Below are 17,992 nucleotides of genomic sequence, written 5' to 3' on the forward strand. Positions count from 1 at the left end.
CATCTTAGTTCGTGCTACTATAGCCGCACACTTTTAGCATAAATGTTTTAAATAATATGTTTCAACCGGTTAGCTTATTTATAGGGCTCAGATATAGCCGCTCCTCCAAAGGAAATGCGTTTATATCGTTTATCTCGTTTTTTTCTATTGCCGGAATAGCCATAGGGCTAATGGCCTTGTTCACTGTAAGCAGTGTAATGAATGGCTTTGAAAACAGTTTAAAAACAAATATGTTAGGGCTCATTCCTCACGTAGAAGTACAAGCCAATAAACACACCAGCGCACAAATGACAGCGTTAAAAGCCGATTTAGAGCGCTCAGATTATGTAGATCACGTAAGCCTTTACCGCCACGGCGAAGCCATTTTGCAAACCAATAAAGATTTACACGGCGTATTACTGCAAGGCTTGTATGGCGATAATGGCTCGCTATATAAAATTACCGATAAAGTTGTGCAGGGCAATTGGCAAAACGTTTTAAATAATAGCTACAACATAGCTATTAGCCGTTACTTAAGCCGAAAACTTGGCGTAGGTATGGGAGAAAAACTGCGCGTAATTATGCCTAACGCCTCTACTTACACGCCACTTGGGCGCGTACCTAGTCAGCGTTTATTTAAAATAGCCGCAATATACGAAACCGGCTCAGAGATAGATATGAGCCTTGCATTTACCAGCGGCGCATCTTTACAGCGGGTATTAAAGCTTAACAAAAATACCGCGCCTAACTTAAGCGTGTCGTTACATGAACCCTTTGAATTAGCGCAATTTACAACGGATAGCCAGCACATTTTACGCGATTATCAAGTAAGTGACTGGCGCAGTAGCCAAGGTACTTTATTTGCCGCGGTTGCCATGGAAAAACGTATTATGTCTATGTTGTTAGGGCTGATTGTATTAGTGGCTGTATTTAATATTGTTTCGGCACTGACTATGATGGTGAGTGAAAAACAAGGCGAAGTGGCGATATTACAAACCTTAGGTTTAACGCCTTCACAAGTACAAAAAGTGTTTATGGTGCAAGGCTTGTATAACGGGGTTATTGGCACCGCGATAGGGGCACTTTTAGGTGTGTTGTTTAGCTTATATATTAATGAACTACTCGCTGCTGTAGGGCTAAACCTACTAGCAGGTGTAGAGCTTCCGGTAAAATTTGATGTGTTAAGCCTCGTTATTATTGCGCTTAGTAGTATTGCAATGAGCTTTTTAGCCACTTTATATCCTGCGCGCAAAGCCGCAAAAGTAAAACCAGCAGAGGTATTACGTTATGAATGATTTAGTTATTAGCTGTCAAAACTTAAGTAAAGTTTATCAAGATGGCCAAAACCAAGTAGAAGTATTAAAAGGGGTGGACTTATCACTTAACCAAGGTGATATGCTGGCTATAGTGGGCAGCTCAGGCTCAGGGAAAAGTACCTTATTACATATTTTAGGAACCCTTGATACGGCTACATCGGGTAGCGCTAAAATAAAAAATCAAGACGTTGCTAAATTATCGCGAACAGAGCAAGCGGCGTTTAGAAATAAAAACTTGGGCTTTATTTATCAGTTTCACCATTTATTAATGGAATTTAGTGCGGTTGAAAACGTGGCTATGCCGCTACTAATTAAAGGGCTCAACGCAAAAGAGGCGAAAGAGCAAGCCTTGCAAATGCTAGATAAAGTAGGCTTAGCGCATCGCAGTGAGCATAAACCTTCGGCACTGTCTGGCGGAGAGCGCCAGCGTGTTGCTATTGCTCGTGCTTTAGTGACTAAACCCGCATTAGTGTTAGCCGACGAACCTACCGGTAACCTTGATAAGCAAAACGCGATTAAAATTTACGATTTAATTAATGAGCTAAATAAAAGCTTAAATACTAGTTTTGTGGTGGTTACTCACGACTTAGAGCTTGCAGACAAACTAGGAAAAATTGCGTATTTAGATGATGGGAAACTTGCTATAAAAGAGTCGCACCATGTTGCTTAGTTTATTTTTAAGTGAACGTTTTAGAGCGTATTCTGGCCATAAAGACGAAAAAAACGCATTTGTAAGCTTTATTGCCAAAGCCTCTACTGTTGGTATTTTATTAGGGGTCGCGGTGTTAATTGTTGCGCTTTCGGTTATTAATGGCTTTGAGCAGCAATTAGTGCATCGTTTATTAAGTGTGGTACCGCAAGTTGAATACGTAGCGCCTAGCCGACCGATTGCTGATTGGCCTAACAAAGTAGAAAAACTTAAAGCAGAGCCTCATGTTACAGGTGCTGCGCCATTTATAGCAGTAAATGGTATGGCGCAATTTAAAAGCCAGCTTAAAGCGGTAGAAATACGCGGCGTTGAACCTAGCTATGAAGGGAATGTATCGGCCATAAATCAATTTACCAAAGGCACACTGGTTAGTCAGTTGCGCACGGATGACGTTATTTTAGGCAAGCAAATTGTAAAGCAATTAGGCGCTAATATAGGCGATAACATTACTTTACTCATTCCTAAAATTAGCGAGCAAGGCAAGTCTCTATTAGCCCCTAAACGCGTAACGTTAACACTTGCGGGCATTATAGAAATGGGTGGGCCAATTGACAGTAGCGCTGCATTTATTCACTTAAATAAAGCACAGTCAGTTTTAGGTTACGACGCCAGCCAAGTGACAGGTTTACGTTTAAGCGTAGATGATGTGTTTGCTGCACATCAAATTGCACTGCGAGTAGGGCAAACTATTAGTGATTATGTGTATGTCTCTAGCTGGTTTAGAACGCAAGGTAGCCTGTATCAAGATATTCAAATGGTACGCACAATTGTGTACATTGTGGTGTTTTTAATTATAGCGGTAGCTAGTTTTAACATTGTTTCGTCGCTTGTAATGGAAGTGCGCGAAAAACAAGGCAACATAGCTATTTTAAAAACCATGGGCGCTAAAGACAGTACTATTTTAGCTACCTTTGTCATGCAAGGTTTAACGCAAGCCTTTGTTGGCGTGTTACTTGGCACACTAGTTGGGGTTATATTAGCGCTTAACATTAGTGAGCTGTTTACATGGGTTAGCCAGTTATTTGCAGCTAATCCGCTTGAAGGTGTTTATTTTATTGAGTTTTTACCCAGTAAATTAGTACTCAGTGATATTGGAATAACAGTTATTGTTACCTTTGTTTTAGCTGTACTTGCTACTATTTACCCGGCGTGGCAAGCCACTCGAGTCGACCCTGCCAAGGTGCTGGGTAATTAACAACTCTTTATAGTGTAAATATCAATAGGGCAGCGTGCCTTAAGCTGCTAAACTGCGCGCTCATTTAACGTGGGCGCTCTAATTTAGCCTCGCTCTCTACTCAGGAAATTACTTTGACAAATAACGATATTTTACGCCGTGTTCGCTATACCTTTAATTTAACCGATACTGCCATGGTCGGTATTTTTGCCGCCGCAGAGGCTATAGTTACCACTGAGCAAGTCGTTGCATGGTTAACAAAAGAGGGCGAGCAAGGGTTTGTTAAAATGTCAGACACTGAGTTTGCTACGTTTTTAAATGGCTTTATTAATACAAAGCGTGGCAAGCGCGAAGGCCCACAGCCTGTGCCAGAGGCTAAGTTAAATAATAATATTATTTTTATGAAGCTACGTATTGCTTTAAACATGAAAGCAGAAGATGTAATAGCAACACTTGCACAGGTTGACTTTAAATTAAGTAAACATGAGCTCAGTGCGTTTTCTCGCAAAGTAGAAAATAAACATTACCGTGTGTGTAACGACCAGGTTTTGCGCTTGTTTTTAACAGGTGTTCAGCAGCAGTATCGCCCTGCAGAGTAAGTAAATTATTTAACGCTAAAAGCTCAGCAATTGCTGAGCTTTTTTGTAATTAATGTTTGCGGTTAAGAAAAGGCCTTATCAGTAAGTGATTGCTGCATTTGCTCTCGCATTTTAAACTTTTGCAGTTTGCCTGTTACTGTCATTGGGTAACTCTCTACAAAGCGAATATAACGGGGCATTTTAAAATAGGCGAGTTTGTCTTTTAAAAATGCACGTATTGCTTGCTCATCAAGTACTGCATCTTCTTTTGGCTGGATCCACGCACACACTTCTTCGCCGTACTTCTCATCACTAATACCAAATATAGCGGCATCTTGAATACCTGGGTAAGTGTAAAGAACCTCTTCAATTTCGCGTGGGTAAATGTTTTCGCCACCTCGAATGATCATGTCTTTAATGCGGCCAACAATACTCACAAACCCTTCGCTGTCCATTACCCCTAAATCACCAGAGTGTAACCAACCTTCGTCATCTATAGTGGCTTTTGTTTTTTCTTCGTCATTCCAATAGCAGCGCATTATACCGGCGCCCTTACTGCAGACCTCACCAGGTACACCTATTTTTTGAATGTTACCCAGTTCGTCAATAATTTTAACTTCAGTGTGAGCAAGGGCACGGCCAACGGTTGTTACTTGGCGCTCTATTGATGAGTCGGTTTCGGTTATATTGTTGATTGGGCTGCACTCAGTTTGCCCATACGCAATTAATACTTGATGCATGTTCATTTGTGTTTGGACTTTACGCATAACTTGCTCAGGGCACGTTGAGCCCGCCATTACACCAGTGCGTAAAGTGCTGAGGTTATAATTGGTAAAATTAGGCAGCTCTAGTTGGCTGATAAACATAGTAGGCACACCATGCAGCGCGGTACAGCCCTCTTGCTGGACAACATCAAGCGTGGTTTTTGCATCAAACGCATCGCTTGGGTATATAGCTGCGGCGCCTTTACTTACACATAGCAGGCTGCCAAGCACCATCGCAAAACAATGATACAGAGGCACAGGTATACACAGTTTATCTTGCGCTGTAAAATGCATAGCCTCTGCAACAAATAGCGCATTATTAAGTATGTTCTTATGGGTGAGTGTAGCGCCTTTAGGGTTGCCCGTGGTGCCAGAGGTAAACTGTATATTTATGTCTTGATCAGCGTTTAAATTTGCTGAAATCGCATTTAATTCAAGCTTGTGGGCAGGGGTGGAAAAATTCATCACATCATCAAACGTAAACATACCAGGGCTTTTTTCATTGCCAATGCGTATTACATTTTTAAGGCTAGGTAGGGCATGTGCATTTAGCTCACCGGGTTCACATTGGTTAAGTTCGGGCGCTAAGCTGTTAAGCATGTCTATATAATTGCTGCCTTTAAAATGTGACGCGGTAATTAACGTGCTGCATTCTACCGAGTTCAAAGCATAGGCTAACTCGTTTGGCCTGTAGGCAGGGTTAATGCACACCATAATGGCACCTATTTTGGCGCTCGCAAATTGGGTTAAACACCACTCAATGTTATTAGGTGACCATATTCCTACTCTATCTCCTGGTTTAACGCCTATTGCTAGTAGCCCCATAGCGAGTTGATTAACTTCATTTTGAAATGCTTTATACGTTAAGCGTACATTTTGATGGCTAACAACGACAGCGAGCGAATCAGGGTGTTTGTCGACAATAAAATCAAAGTACTCGCCAATTGTTTTATCCGTTAGCGGCGTGCTTTGCGCACCTTTAAAATAGCTTTTTGTGAGCGGTAGTGTGTTTATTTGTTCTACTTCTTTTACCGAGCGCGATGGTGTGTGCATGTGCTTCTCCGTATTAATGTGTGTCAGTTACTTATATCAATCCGTGCTGATAAGTCAGTATTCATTTGCTTAGCCACGAATAGCTGTGTAGCAAAATAAAAAATAGTTAAGCGAATTGTTATAGGCTGTAGTTAAAATAAACACAAATTGTCGACAAAGAAAGAGTGGTTAGACTAATGTACTAAGCATAAAGGAAAGTTAAATCAAATGTTTTACAGAGGGGCTATAAAAACTAACTTTTATAAAGGCATAAAAAAACGCCACTAAATGGCGTTTTTATAGTTTGTTTTAATCGCTGTGTGACTTATAGCTCGTCACTGCGGTAGGTTTTTTTCATAATGTATACATAGGCATTAACAAAAGCGTTTTCTTGGTACTTTTTAAGGCCTGTGTCTTCAAACGCAATAGGTATAGGGTTGCGTTTAAGCTGCTCTTTAATTTCGGTCGTTGAGAACACGCGAACGTCTAACTCTTCAATTAATTGAATCGCTGTTTCCATTTTAAAGCCCTTTGCACTGCCTGCAAATTTACCTTTAGGTTGGCGCTCACGAATGGCAACAGAATCAATTTGGTAATCTTGCATTAGTTTTGCAAAATCAAATTGAAATTTACGCATTATTTCAGTGTCGTTACCGTTACCTAAGGTAAAGCGTGTTTGGCGCACATCGCGAATATCAAATACGTCGTTATCTTTACTTAAAATACAAAGTAGTACATCACTACCGGTAATTTCTACACCACATGTTCTCATTGCTGTTCTCTAATATAACTTAATTACTTGGTATTATACCCAACATCTAATAAATTGCGAGAGCAAGGCGGCGCAGGTGCATTTTAATAATCAATAAACTCAAGTTGTCACATGCTTAATTTAAATTAGCGAGCGAAAAACAAAAAAATGACAATTTTAGGTAAAATTTCAAGTAATGAGCGCGCTTTAAACTTGTAATTGATACTCTATCACGCGACAATATCTTTTTTGTAGTTGAGCAGACTCAGCATCTACATTAGTCATTTATGGCGAAAAATAGTCAATGCTTATTCGTAAAAGCGTTGTCGAGTCATTCTCATTTAATTTATTTAAAAATACACGTGATACATTGTAGGTGTCACCACTGTATGTAAGGATTTATAATGCCAGTTATTACTCTTCCTGACGGCAGTCAGCGTAGTTTTGAAAACCCTGTAAGTACTCTTGATGTAGCTAACGACATTGGCCCAGGCCTTGCTAAAGCAACCATTGCTGGTCGCGTTAATGGCGAGCGTGTTGATGCGTGCGATATGATCAACGAAGATTCGCGTCTTGAGATCATCACCGCAAAAGATGACGACGGCCTAGAGATTATTCGCCACTCGTGTGCTCACTTAATCGGTCACGCAGTTAAGCAGCTTTTCCCAGACGCTAAAATGGCTATTGGTCCAACTATTGATAACGGTTTTTACTACGATATTGATATGGAACACTCTTTGTCTCAAGAAGACTTAGACGCCATTGAAAAGCGTATGTTGCAACTTGCAAAAACAAACTACGACGTAGTGAAAAAAAATGTAAGCTGGCAAGAAGCACGCGATACGTTTGAAGCGCGTGGCGAAAAATACAAAATGGAAATTTTGGACGAAAACATCGCAAAAGATGATCGCCCAGGACTATACCACCACGAAGAATACGTAGACATGTGTCGTGGTCCGCACGTACCAAACATGAAATTCTGCCAAAACTTCAAAATAATGAAAGTAGCTGGCGCTTACTGGCGTGGCGACTCTGAAAACAAAATGCTACAGCGTATTTACGGCACAGCGTGGGGCGATAAAAAGCAACTTAAAGCGTACCTTAAACGCTTAGAAGAAGCTGAAAAACGCGATCACCGCCGTATTGGTAAAGCGCTTGATTTATGGCACTGGCAAGAAGAAGCGCCAGGTATGGTATTTTGGCACAACGATGGTTGGAGCATTTACCGCGAGCTTGAAGAATTTGTTCGTGAAAAACTGCGTGAGTACAGCTACGAAGAAGTTAAAGGTCCAATGATGATGGACCGCTCTTTGTGGGAAAAATCAGGTCACTGGGAAAAATACTCAGACGCCATGTTTACCACAGAGTCTGAAAAACGTGAATACGCTATAAAACCAATGAACTGCCCAGGTCACGTGCAAATTTTTAACCAAGGTTTAAAATCGTACCGTGATTTACCACTGCGTATGGCCGAGTTTGGTTGTTGTCACCGTAACGAACCATCAGGCGCTTTACACGGCTTAATGCGTGTACGTGGCTTTACACAAGATGATGCTCACGTGTTCTGTACAGAAGAGCAAGTAATGGACGAAGTTTCAGCGTGTATTAAGATGGTTTATGATACATATGAGACATTCGGTTTTGACAAAATTGTAGTTAAGCTTTCTACGCGCCCTGAAAAGCGCATCGGCGATGATGAAATTTGGGACAAAGCAGAGGTTGCATTAGCCGATGCACTTAAAGCAAACGACATTGAATTTGATTACCTACCAGGTGAAGGTGCCTTTTACGGACCTAAAATTGAATTTACTTTGTACGATTGTTTAGACAGAGCGTGGCAATGTGGTACAGTGCAACTCGACTTTGCATTACCGGGTCGTTTAGGCGCTACTTATGTAGCAGAAAACAACGAACGACGCACTCCAGTTATGATACACCGTGCTATTTTAGGCTCAATTGAGCGCTTTATCGGTATTTTAACTGAAGAATACGCTGGTTTATTCCCAACGTGGCTTGCTCCAAAGCAAGTGGTAATTATGAACATTACCGATAAACAAGCAGATTACGTGCACGAAATTGTACAAAAATTAAATAAACTTGGAATTAGAGCCGCTGCTGACTTGAGAAATGAGAAGATTGGCTTTAAAATCCGAGAACATACACTTAAGCGTATTCCTTACTTACTCGTTGTTGGCGATAAAGAAGTTGAACAACAGGAAGTAGCAGTACGTACCCGCACAGGTGAAGACCTAGGCAAATTTAATGTTGATGATTTTGTAGCTAAAATTAGCGAAGAAATTAAAAATCGACAGTAAAAATCGAGCGTGTAGGGCAATCACAAACAGCCAACTACACGCTTATATTATTGATATTCTTGGAGGAACGTACCATTAGAGGCGGCAAGAAAGGGCAACAAACAGCTCAAAAAAATCGTATTAACGAAGAAATTACAGCTCAAGAAGTTCGTTTAATCGACATCGAAGGCGAACAAGCTGGAATTCAGTCATTAAAAGACGCACAAGCTATGGCTGATGCAGCGGGTGTTGATCTTGTAGAGATTAGCCCAAACGCTGAGCCGCCTGTTTGTAAGGTTATGGACTACGGTAAGTTCATCTTTGAAAAAAGCAAAGAACTAAAAGAGCAGAAGAAGAAGCAAAAGCAAATCCAGATTAAAGAAATCAAATTCCGTCCTGGCACGGATGAAGGTGACTATCAGGTTAAGCTGCGCAACTTACGTAAGTTCTTAGAAGCTGGCGATAAAGCTAAGATTACTATCCGCTTCCGTGGCCGCGAAATGGCTCACCAAGAAATTGGTATCGAATTATTAAACCGTGTTAAGGCTGATTTAGAAGAACTTGCAGTAGTTGAGTCTTTCCCAAATCGTGTTGAAGGCCGCCAAATGGTTATGATGATGGCGCCTGTTGCTAAAAAATAATTTTTAAGCGATAATACGCACCGAATTTAGCGCAGGTACCCAAGTAATATGCAAATATTCACCTGTGCTAACCGGTTTTAAAGTAAAATTGCGGCATTTTTGCTGGGTTTTCACCGGAATATGGCAGTAAGTTAGGCCTAAAAGTGGAGCTATAGAAATATATCTCACGCCTGCTTACTAATTTTTAAGCAATACATTTGGAGTTATTGCAATGGCTTATAAGCTAAAAAGTCACAGAGGCGCTGCTAAGCGTTTCAAGAAAACTGCTTCTGGCGGTTTCAAGCGTAAACAAGCGCATCTTCGTCACATTCTGACTAAGAAAACTTCTAAGCGTAAGTTACACCTACGTCCTAAGATGATGGTTCATAAAAATGACCATGGTCTAGTTTCACGTATGTTACCATTCGCTTAATAGGGGTTTTTAGAAATGGCAAGAGTTAAACGCGGCGTTGTCGCACGTGCACGTCACAAAAAAGTTTTAAAGCAAGCTAAAGGTTACTACGGAGCACGTTCACGTGTTTACCGCGTAGCTTTCCAGGCAGTTACTAAAGCGGGTCAATACGCTTACCGTGACCGTCGTGCTAAGAAACGTACTTTCCGTCAATTATGGATTGCACGTATCAATGCAGCTTCACGTCAAAATGGTCTGTCTTACAGCCGTTTTATCAATGGTCTTAAAAAGACTTCTGTAGAAATCGATCGTAAGATCCTTGCAGATATCGCAGTTTACGACCAAGTTGCATTTGCAGCGCTTGTTGAAAAAGCAAAAGAAGGCCTAGCGGCAGCTTAAGCTTTTTTAAATAAGTAATAAAGAGGAGCCCTAGGCTCCTTTTTTTGTGCCTGTAATTTAAGACTCGCCTAATAATACCCCCCGCAATAATACTTTATTATTTTGTGGGGCTAAATGTGTCGTTATCTGCGTTAAAAAACTCTCATTAAGAACTACTAAATAGCGAAGTTTTCCCTAGCTATTAACACATTTATTCATTCTCAAAATAGATCACTTAATTAAGCGGATTGGTATAAACAACAAATTTTTTAGTAAGCTATTGACACTTTTCCCCAACCTTAAAATTAACTACTTTAATAAACACTTTATTAAGTGCAAGGGTATAAACGGGCTTTCTTTTTTGTTGAATCACCGCACTTTTATAATATCGCTATGTTTACTTGGTATAATTTATTTTATTAAAGCGTTTGTTAGAGAAAACTATGTTTGCAAGCCTGTTATTTCTATCTGCAATTGTGGCAGATAACAGTCATTTACCGCCTCTTATTCCTTGGCAAGGTGATAGCGTTTCGTTATTACAACAGCAAGGCCCGTTAACCACTGATTTTGAGTTATCTCAGGGCAAAGCCTCGCCAAACTATGCCGATACCATGGCGTTTGTAGATAGGCTTGTAGCGGCAAATCCCACGCAGTTTCAGTCTCAAATAATAGGCTACAGTAATAGTAATCGCGCTATTAAAATGCTGGTTGCCAGTGAACAAGGTTTTTTTGAAGCAGGGCAAATGGCCAACAGCACTAAGCCAACCGTTTTTATCCAAGCCGGTATTCATGCAGGTGAGATTGATGGTAAAGACGCCATGTTTATGTTGCTGCGCGATATTGCAACAGGCAAGCGCCGTGATATTTTAAAAAAGGTAAACATACTTTTTATTCCTATTTTAAACGTAGATGGGCATGAACGCAGCAGCGCATTTAATCGCATAAATCAGCGCGGCCCTGAAAAAATGGGCTTTAGAACCAATGCAAATAATCTAAACCTTAATCGCGATTTCACTAAGTTAGATACACCAGAGGTGAGAAGTGTTTTAAAGGTTATTAATGATTACAACCCAAACTTATACATTGATGTGCATGTTACCGATGGCGCCGATTATCAGTACGATGTGACCTATGGTTATAACCCTGTATTTGCAAGCGAATCGCCTGCTATATCTGATGCGTTAGATCAGTATATAAAGCCGGTTATTGACGAAACATTACAAAAGCAAGGGCATATACCTGGGCCATTGGTATTTGTTATGGATAAACGCGACTTTAAAAAAGGCCTTGCAGGTTGGGTGGCTACACCGCGTTTTTCAAACGGGTGGGGCGATTTAAAATCATTACCAACAATTTTAGTCGAAAACCATTCTTTAAAACCTTATCAACAACGCGTATTAGGCACCTATGTATTTTTAGATGGGGCAATAAACGCGCTTTCTCAGTACAGTCATGAGCTTTCGAACGCCGTTAAAAAAGAGCAAGAATTTGTACCTGAGAAACTAATTGTTAAACGAGGTTATGCTAAACAAGCAGACACGATTAGTGAGTTTAAAGGGGTAGAATACACATCAAGTGTAAGTGCGCTTTCGGGGCAAACTGAGGTTAAATATTTAGGTAAAGCCTATACCTACACTGACTTACCGATTTATTGGCAAAAAGAGGTTGAACGAGTTGTTGATGTGCCTGAAGCGTTTTTTGTTCCGCCTGTGTATAGCGATATAATAGAAAAGCTTAAGTTACATGGGGTGTCAGTAAACAAACTTAAAGGCGCGAATACGCAACCTTTAAAGCTTGCCAAAGTACTTGATTACTCGTTTGATAAAGCCCCATTTGAAGGGCGCTTTAGAGTCTCTGCAAGTTTTGATTATGTACCAGCAATAAATGTAGATTTAGACGGATGGTATCAAGTAAATACGCAGCAAAAAGCAGGGGAGTTAGCGGTTCATTTATTACACCCTGAGGCTCCTGATTCATTTTTTGCGTGGGGTGAGTTTAATACAATTTTTCAACGAACAGAGTACATGGAAAACTACGCGTTAATCCCTTACGCAAGGAAAATGCTTAAAGGCAACCCAAAACTTGCTCTCGAGTTTGATAAAAAACTTCAAGATAAAGCATTTGCGCAAGATGCGAATGCACGTTTGCACTGGTTATATTCACACACGCCATTTTATGACGAAGCGTATTTGAAATACCCAATTTTAATGTCGTATGAGCAAGTAGCCGTTATTCCCGATCAAAAAGATAAAGAAATTTAATATGCACGTTATTACGATACCCGTGACTGCTTTTTCTCAAAATTGCAGAATAATTAGCTGTACAGAAACAAGGCAAGCTGTGGTGATAGACCCAGGTGGTGATGCGCAAAAAATTATAGCCACGCTTAGTGAGCACAAATTAGTACTGAGCGCTATTTGGCTTACACACGGGCATTTAGACCACGTAGGTGCGGCAGATGAATTACGCTCACACTACAATGTGCAAATCATTGGCCCGCAAAAAGATGAGTCATTTTGGTTTGATAACTTGCCTATGCAAGCACAAATGTTTGGTTTTTCAGCTATTGATGCTTTTTACCCTGATATTTGGCTTAACCATAATGATGTATTAACGCTTGGTAAACTTAGCTTTAGTGTTAAGCATTGCCCCGGGCACACACCGGGTCATATTGTGTTTTATGAGCCTGAACAGCAATGCGTTATTGTTGGCGATGTTATTTTTAAAGGTGCTGTAGGGCGTACAGATTTCCCTAAAGGCAATACAAAGCAGCTCATTGAGTCTATTAGAAGCCATATTTTAACGCTTGATGAGAACACGCGTATTTTAGCTGGCCATGGTGAAGATACCACTGTAGGCCACGAAAAACGCACTAATCCATTTGTAAGTTGCCAATTTGGTTAATTAAAATCCATGAAAATGCAAAATTATTGCAGACGGAATTTTAAATTGGCTGTATAATTTAACCAGTTTATTAGATAAATAAGAAATAAAATGTCTCTAAATCACGTAGATCGCCAAATTTTGGCACTTTTACAACAGGACGCAAGTCTTTCAACTGCTGAAATTGCAGACAAAGTAGGCTTATCTCAATCACCTTGTTGGCGACGCATTGCAAAGCTTGAACAAGATGGCTATATCAAAAGTAAAGTTGCGCTTTTAGATGAGAAAAAGCTTGGTTTTGACATGCTTGTATACGCACATGTGCGCTTATCAAATCATGGCAAGAAAAACTTAGCTGAATTTGAAAAGCTAATTATGAGCTATGACGAAGTGACAGAATGTTACACAATGGCCGGCACCATGGACTTTATGCTGCGTATAATCTCACAAGGTATAGAAGGCTATGAGCACTTTGTACGTGACAATTTACTCAGCTTAGAATACGTTCAAGAGGTACACTCTAACGTAACCATGACATGTGTAAAACGCAGTACATCTCTTCCTCTATAAAATAAACGACACAAAGTTAAGCTATACTAAGAAAGCTAATAACGGTGTGTGCGAATTGTTAAATGAGCGCTAATTTGGTAACATTTAGCGCTTTTTCGATCCTAACCTAATAACCCCCTGAGGAACTCAATGTTTAACTTACTCAGCAAAGCGCCTAGCTCTGCTAAAAACGATATTTTATCTGGCTTAACTGTAGCACTTGCTTTAGTTCCAGAAGCTGTTGCGTTTGCTTTTGTAGCAAATGTCGAACCTTTAGTTGGTCTCTATGCCGCGTTTATCGTTGGTTTAATTACGGCTATTTTTGGTGGCCGCCCTGGTATGATTTCGGGCGCAACCGGTGCATTAGCTGTTGTAATGGTAAGTTTGGTACTTGATCATGGTGTTGAGTATTTATTTGCCACGGTGTTGCTGATGGGAATACTGCAAATACTCGCGGGGATATTTAAGCTCGGTAAGTTTATTCGCATGGTCCCTCATCCTGTTATGCTCGGCTTTGTAAATGGATTAGCGATAGTAATATTTTTAGCGCAACTTGGGCAGTTTAAAGTGCCAGATGGCGCAGGTGGCCAGCAATGGATGACGGGCAACCCGCTTTACATCATGTTAGGTTTAGTTGCATTAACTATGGCTATCATTCACTTTTTACCTAAGCTCACCACTGCAGTGCCTTCTTCTTTAGTGGCTATTGTAACGGTAACGGCGTTAGTAATAGGCCTTGATTTAGACTCGCGCACTGTACTTGATTTCCTAAAAGGGATGACAGGTAATGAAGCGGCTACCATTGCTGGCGGCTTACCTGAATTTCACATTCCTATGGTTCCATTTACCCTGGAAACTTTTTATATAATTTTTCCGTATGCATTAATTTTAGCGGCTATTGGTTTAATTGAGTCGTTATTAACGCTTAGCTTGATTGATGAAATTACCGAAACCCGTGGCCACTCAAATAAAGAGTGTATTGGCCAAGGTGCTGCTAATGTAACCTGTGGCTTTTTTGGCGCAATGGGTGGCTGTGCCATGATTGGGCAATCAATGATCAACATTAATTCGGGCGGGCGCTCGCGCTTGTCGGGTATAAGTGCTGCACTAATGCTGCTTGCATTTATTATATTTGCTTCAAGTTTAATTGAAATGATCCCACTGGCTGCGCTTGTAGGTGTTATGTTTATGGTTGTACTTGGTACGTTTGAATGGGCAAGCTTTAAAATGATGAAGCGCGTACCACTGTCTGATGCCTTTGTAATTGTATTGGTATCTGGCGTAACCGTAGTAACCGATTTAGCGATTGCTGTGTGTGTTGGTGTTATTGTTTCTGCCTTGGTATTTGCTTGGAATCATGCAAAACATATCTACACAACTAATTACATTGATGAACAAGGTGCTAAAGTTTACGAGCTTCACGGCCCGTTATTTTTTGGCTCAGTTAAAAACTTTTCTGAGTTATTCGATGTTAAAAACGACCCTAAAGATGTAATTATTGAATTTGAACACAGCCGTGTTGCGGATCACAGTGCAATTGAAGCCATCGACAGCTTAGCTGATAAGTACACTAAAGCAGGTAAACAGCTTCACTTACGTCATTTAAGTAAAGACTGTAAGCAGCTGTTACACAAAGCGCGTGACTTAGTTGAGGTGAACGTAATTGAAGACCCAACTTATAAAGTAGCCTCTGATAAACTTGCCTAGTTTATAAGGTGGCTTTGCCCATACGAGCTGATTGAATCGGCATTTTAAAAGCGAAAGGTTAAAGCCTTTCGCTTTTTTATTGGCTTAACTTTGCGGTAAGGCTCTTAAAAATTAAGACAGTTGGTACTGCTAACACTTTGTAATAATCGATATAATAACCAAACCAGTGGTTAAATTAGCTAACGTAATTTTAACTTATTGGCTAACTTATACGGAGTTGTATTTTATTTTGAATTGGCAATCTTTAGTTGATAACAGGCAACGCTTTTTTTGGCTATTGCAAATTGCAGGCTGGATTGGTTATGCGCTTGTAAATTATATCGGCTCTAAAGTATTTGAAATGCGTGATATTTACGTGTTCGTTATATTATTAAATGCCTATGCGGGCTGTTTAATGACAGTCCCACTTCGTTATATTTACAGAAAAACTTGGAATGCATCGCCGTGGATATTAATGGTGGTTGTATTTGGCGCCTCGTACATTACAGGTACATTGTGGGCAATTGTGCAAAAATTTAATTTATGGGAAATATACCGCCATGGTTATCGCCCAGAAGATTGGTTTTACTATTTACAGCATGGCTTAGATTCTGTTTACATAATTTTATGTTGGAGTGGCTTATACTTTGGCATAAAGTATTATCAGCTATTACAAAGTGAGCGACAAAAAGCGCTTAAAGCAACTACAATGGCCCATGAAGCGCAATTAAAAATGCTCAGATATCAACTTAACCCGCATTTTTTATTTAATACGCTTAATGCTATTTCTACATTAGTTTTGGTAAAAGAAAACAAAGATGCTAACTTAATGGTGGCAAGGTTAAGCGACTTTTTGCGTTATACACTAAATACCGATCCCATTAAAAAAGTGCCTTTAGAGCAAGAGCTACACGCATTAATGCTGTATTTAGAAATAGAGCGGGTTAGATTTGATGAGCGCTTAAAAGTAAATGTAGATGTAAGCGAGCAAGCAAAAGAGGCACTTGTGCCAAGCTTAATTTTGCAACCGATAATTGAAAACGCAATTAAATACGCCATTGCGCATATGTCACAAGGCGGTGTGATAGACATAAAAGCACAGGTTTTTGCCAACGAGCTACTACTTGAAGTAGGTGATAATGGCCCCGGTACCGAACTAATAGACGGACAACTTGTAAATGCACAAGGGGTAGGGGTGGCAAATACCAAAGACAGATTAAAAACGCTCTATGAAAATAATTATTCGTTTGTATTATCACATAATACGCCAAGTGGATTGAAAGTTAATCTGCGAGTACCGTTTGAGAAGGCTGTGAAGAAATGACTAAAATTAAAACCATCATTGTTGATGATGAACCATTAGCAAGAAAGGGCTTAGCAGTAAGACTTGAAGAATATACTGATATAGAAGTAATTAAACTGTGTAGTTCAGGCTCTGATGCAATAGAAGCATGTAAAGAGCACCCAATAGACTTAGTTTTTTTAGATATACAAATGCCAGGAATGAATGGCTTTGAAGTTGCCCGTGCCTTAAGCGAAAGCACTAAAGCGTTACCCGCGATTGTGTTTGTTACTGCATTTGATCAATTTGCAGTAAAGGCATTTGAAATACATGCTTTGGATTACATTTTAAAACCCGTTGACGATAACAGACTAAAACAGGCGGTAGAAAAAGTGCATAGTTACTTAAAAACACAGCAAGACAACGCCCATAAGAAAAAACTAGCGAGTTTTGTTGCCGGTATTACAGGTAATAACTGTGAAGAAATACTTAAAAAATTAGCCACAGGCGATACCCTAACCGACAAACGTTACCCAGAATCACTGGCGGTAAAAGAGCAGGGTGAAATTATTCGTGTCCCGGTTGCGACAATTCAGTGGGTTGATGCCGCCGGCGATTATATGTGTTTACATTGCCAAGATGGGCAAACACATATTTTGCGCAAAACAATGAAAGAGCTTGAGCAAGAGCTCGACCCACATTTGTTTGTGCGCGTTCACCGCAGTGCAATTGTAAATACAAAACAAATAAGCAAGCTGGTTACACAAGTCAGCGGTGAGTATTTATTAGTGCTTGAAAACGGACAAGAGCTTAAAGTAAGCCGAAGCTACCGCGATAAAGTAAAAGCAGCGCTAGCCAGCTAGTTTGGGATTTTGCAGGCATAAAAAATGCGAGCTTAGCTCGCATTTTTTATATAAGGCAGAAATTACGCAACAGTTACAATTTTCATTGTGTTCGTTGCGCCCACAGTTTCCATTGAGTCACCGTGAGTAATAATTACTGTATCGCCAGAGTGTAATGAACCTTGTGCTACAAGGGTATCAAGTGCGGCTTTAACCATTCCGTCTTTTTCAGTTTTTGTAGAATCAAAAAACACAGGGTAAACACCACGATAAAGCGCTGTTTGGCCTAGCGTACTTGCATGACGTGAAAGCGAGTAAATAGGTAAACCAGAGCTGATACGCGACATAAGTTTAGCGGTACTACCTGACTCAGTTAAGGTAACAATGGCTTTAACCGAATCTAAGTGATTAGCAGCGTACATAGCTGAAAGCGCGATAGATTCTGCATTGTTAGAAAAACGGCTGTCTAAACGGTGCTTAGATACGTGGGTTTCTTTTTGCGATTCTGCACCTAAACAAACACGTGCCATTGTAGCAACCGTTTCTTCAGGGTAATCACCGGCAGCGGTTTCTGCTGAAAGCATAACTGCATCAGTACCATCAAGTACCGCATTTGCCACATCCATAACTTCTGCGCGTGTTGGCATTGGGTTATCGATCATCGATTCCATCATTTGTGTTGCAGTTACAACAGTACGGTTTAATGAACGAGCGCGACGAATAATGAGTTTTTGTTTACCCAT

The 17,992-nt window shown here is 40.3% G+C and carries 17 protein-coding genes; 14 read left to right on the plus strand and 3 right to left on the minus strand.

What is annotated here, in order from left to right; genetic code table 11:
• Positions 1 to 56: 56 nt before the first annotated feature.
• The 4 genes from B2R65_RS00265 to B2R65_RS00280 all read left to right on the plus strand — a co-directional run bounded on the left by B2R65_RS00265 (position 57) and on the right by B2R65_RS00280 (position 3,777).
• Positions 57 to 1,274 (plus strand): lipoprotein-releasing ABC transporter permease subunit, encoded by a 1,218-nt coding sequence (locus tag B2R65_RS00265; RefSeq protein ID WP_126006910.1) that lies wholly within the window; start codon positions 57 to 59, stop codon positions 1,272 to 1,274.
• Positions 1,267 to 1,965: a lipoprotein-releasing ABC transporter ATP-binding protein LolD gene (lolD, locus tag B2R65_RS00270; protein ID WP_029774428.1), complete on the plus strand. Its 699-nt coding sequence runs from the start codon at positions 1,267 to 1,269 to the stop codon at positions 1,963 to 1,965. Before B2R65_RS00265 ends, lolD begins: the two co-directional genes overlap by 8 nt.
• Positions 1,955 to 3,199, plus strand: a complete 1,245-nt coding sequence (locus B2R65_RS00275; RefSeq protein WP_024034069.1) for a lipoprotein-releasing ABC transporter permease subunit — start codon at positions 1,955 to 1,957, stop codon at positions 3,197 to 3,199. The genes lolD and B2R65_RS00275 overlap by 11 nt, the downstream gene beginning before the upstream one ends.
• Positions 3,200 to 3,312: 113 nt before the next feature.
• Positions 3,313 to 3,777, plus strand: coding sequence for a YehS family protein (locus tag B2R65_RS00280; protein ID WP_154944393.1), 465 nt, complete (start codon positions 3,313 to 3,315; stop codon positions 3,775 to 3,777).
• Positions 3,778 to 3,839: 62 nt separating this feature from the next.
• Here the strand turns inward: B2R65_RS00280 and B2R65_RS00285 are convergent, their stop codons facing one another.
• Positions 3,840 to 5,573 carry an AMP-binding protein gene (locus B2R65_RS00285; protein ID WP_154944395.1) on the minus strand — a complete coding sequence of 578 codons (1,734 nt, stop codon included), beginning with the start codon at positions 5,571 to 5,573 and terminating at the stop codon, positions 3,840 to 3,842.
• Between the two features lie 304 nt (positions 5,574 to 5,877).
• Entirely contained in the window at positions 5,878 to 6,324 is a 447-nt protein-coding gene (locus B2R65_RS00290) for a DUF3010 family protein (protein WP_004587837.1), read from the minus strand.
• A gap of 383 nt (positions 6,325 to 6,707) precedes the next feature.
• Between B2R65_RS00290 and thrS the strand changes: the two genes are divergently transcribed.
• The 10 genes from thrS (at position 6,708) to B2R65_RS00340 (ending at position 17,270) form a co-directional block, all read left to right on the plus strand.
• A complete protein-coding gene (thrS, locus tag B2R65_RS00295) occupies positions 6,708 to 8,618 on the plus strand; it encodes a threonine--tRNA ligase (protein ID WP_154944397.1) in 1,911 nt (636 codons plus the stop codon).
• A 59-nt stretch (positions 8,619 to 8,677) separates the two neighbouring features.
• Positions 8,678 to 9,238 (plus strand): translation initiation factor IF-3, encoded by a 561-nt coding sequence (infC, locus tag B2R65_RS00300; protein ID WP_024034072.1) that lies wholly within the window; start codon positions 8,678 to 8,680, stop codon positions 9,236 to 9,238.
• A gap of 211 nt (positions 9,239 to 9,449) precedes the next feature.
• Positions 9,450 to 9,650 (plus strand): 50S ribosomal protein L35, encoded by a 201-nt coding sequence (gene rpmI, locus B2R65_RS00305; protein ID WP_004587840.1) that lies wholly within the window; start codon positions 9,450 to 9,452, stop codon positions 9,648 to 9,650.
• Positions 9,651 to 9,665: 15 nt separating this feature from the next.
• Positions 9,666 to 10,028 (plus strand): 50S ribosomal protein L20, encoded by a 363-nt coding sequence (gene rplT / locus B2R65_RS00310; RefSeq protein ID WP_004587841.1) that lies wholly within the window; start codon positions 9,666 to 9,668, stop codon positions 10,026 to 10,028.
• A 422-nt stretch (positions 10,029 to 10,450) separates the two neighbouring features.
• Entirely contained in the window at positions 10,451 to 12,268 is a 1,818-nt protein-coding gene (locus B2R65_RS00315; RefSeq protein ID WP_286739966.1) for a M14 family metallopeptidase, read from the plus strand.
• Between the two features lies 1 nt (position 12,269).
• Positions 12,270 to 12,911, plus strand: coding sequence for an MBL fold metallo-hydrolase (locus B2R65_RS00320; protein WP_286739968.1), 642 nt, complete (start codon positions 12,270 to 12,272; stop codon positions 12,909 to 12,911).
• Between the two features lie 90 nt (positions 12,912 to 13,001).
• On the plus strand, positions 13,002 to 13,460 hold the full coding sequence (locus B2R65_RS00325) for an Lrp/AsnC family transcriptional regulator (RefSeq protein WP_002960703.1): 459 nt from the start codon (positions 13,002 to 13,004) through the stop codon (positions 13,458 to 13,460).
• A gap of 129 nt (positions 13,461 to 13,589) precedes the next feature.
• A complete protein-coding gene (locus B2R65_RS00330; RefSeq protein ID WP_004587844.1) occupies positions 13,590 to 15,146 on the plus strand; it encodes a SulP family inorganic anion transporter in 1,557 nt (518 codons plus the stop codon).
• 229 nt (positions 15,147 to 15,375) lie between these two features.
• A complete protein-coding gene (locus B2R65_RS00335) occupies positions 15,376 to 16,449 on the plus strand; it encodes a sensor histidine kinase (RefSeq protein WP_024034075.1) in 1,074 nt (357 codons plus the stop codon).
• On the plus strand, positions 16,446 to 17,270 hold the full coding sequence (locus B2R65_RS00340; RefSeq protein WP_024034076.1) for a LytR/AlgR family response regulator transcription factor: 825 nt from the start codon (positions 16,446 to 16,448) through the stop codon (positions 17,268 to 17,270). Before B2R65_RS00335 ends, B2R65_RS00340 begins: the two co-directional genes overlap by 4 nt.
• Positions 17,271 to 17,332: 62 nt before the next feature.
• On the opposite strand, the gene B2R65_RS00345 is transcribed toward B2R65_RS00340, so the two are convergent.
• Positions 17,333 to 17,992: pyruvate kinase (locus tag B2R65_RS00345; protein ID WP_286739986.1), on the minus strand; the 660-nt coding region annotated here is incomplete at its 5' end.

The organism is Pseudoalteromonas sp. UBA2102 (assembly GCF_002331165.1).
Classification (GTDB): domain Bacteria; phylum Pseudomonadota; class Gammaproteobacteria; order Enterobacterales; family Alteromonadaceae; genus Pseudoalteromonas; species Pseudoalteromonas atlantica.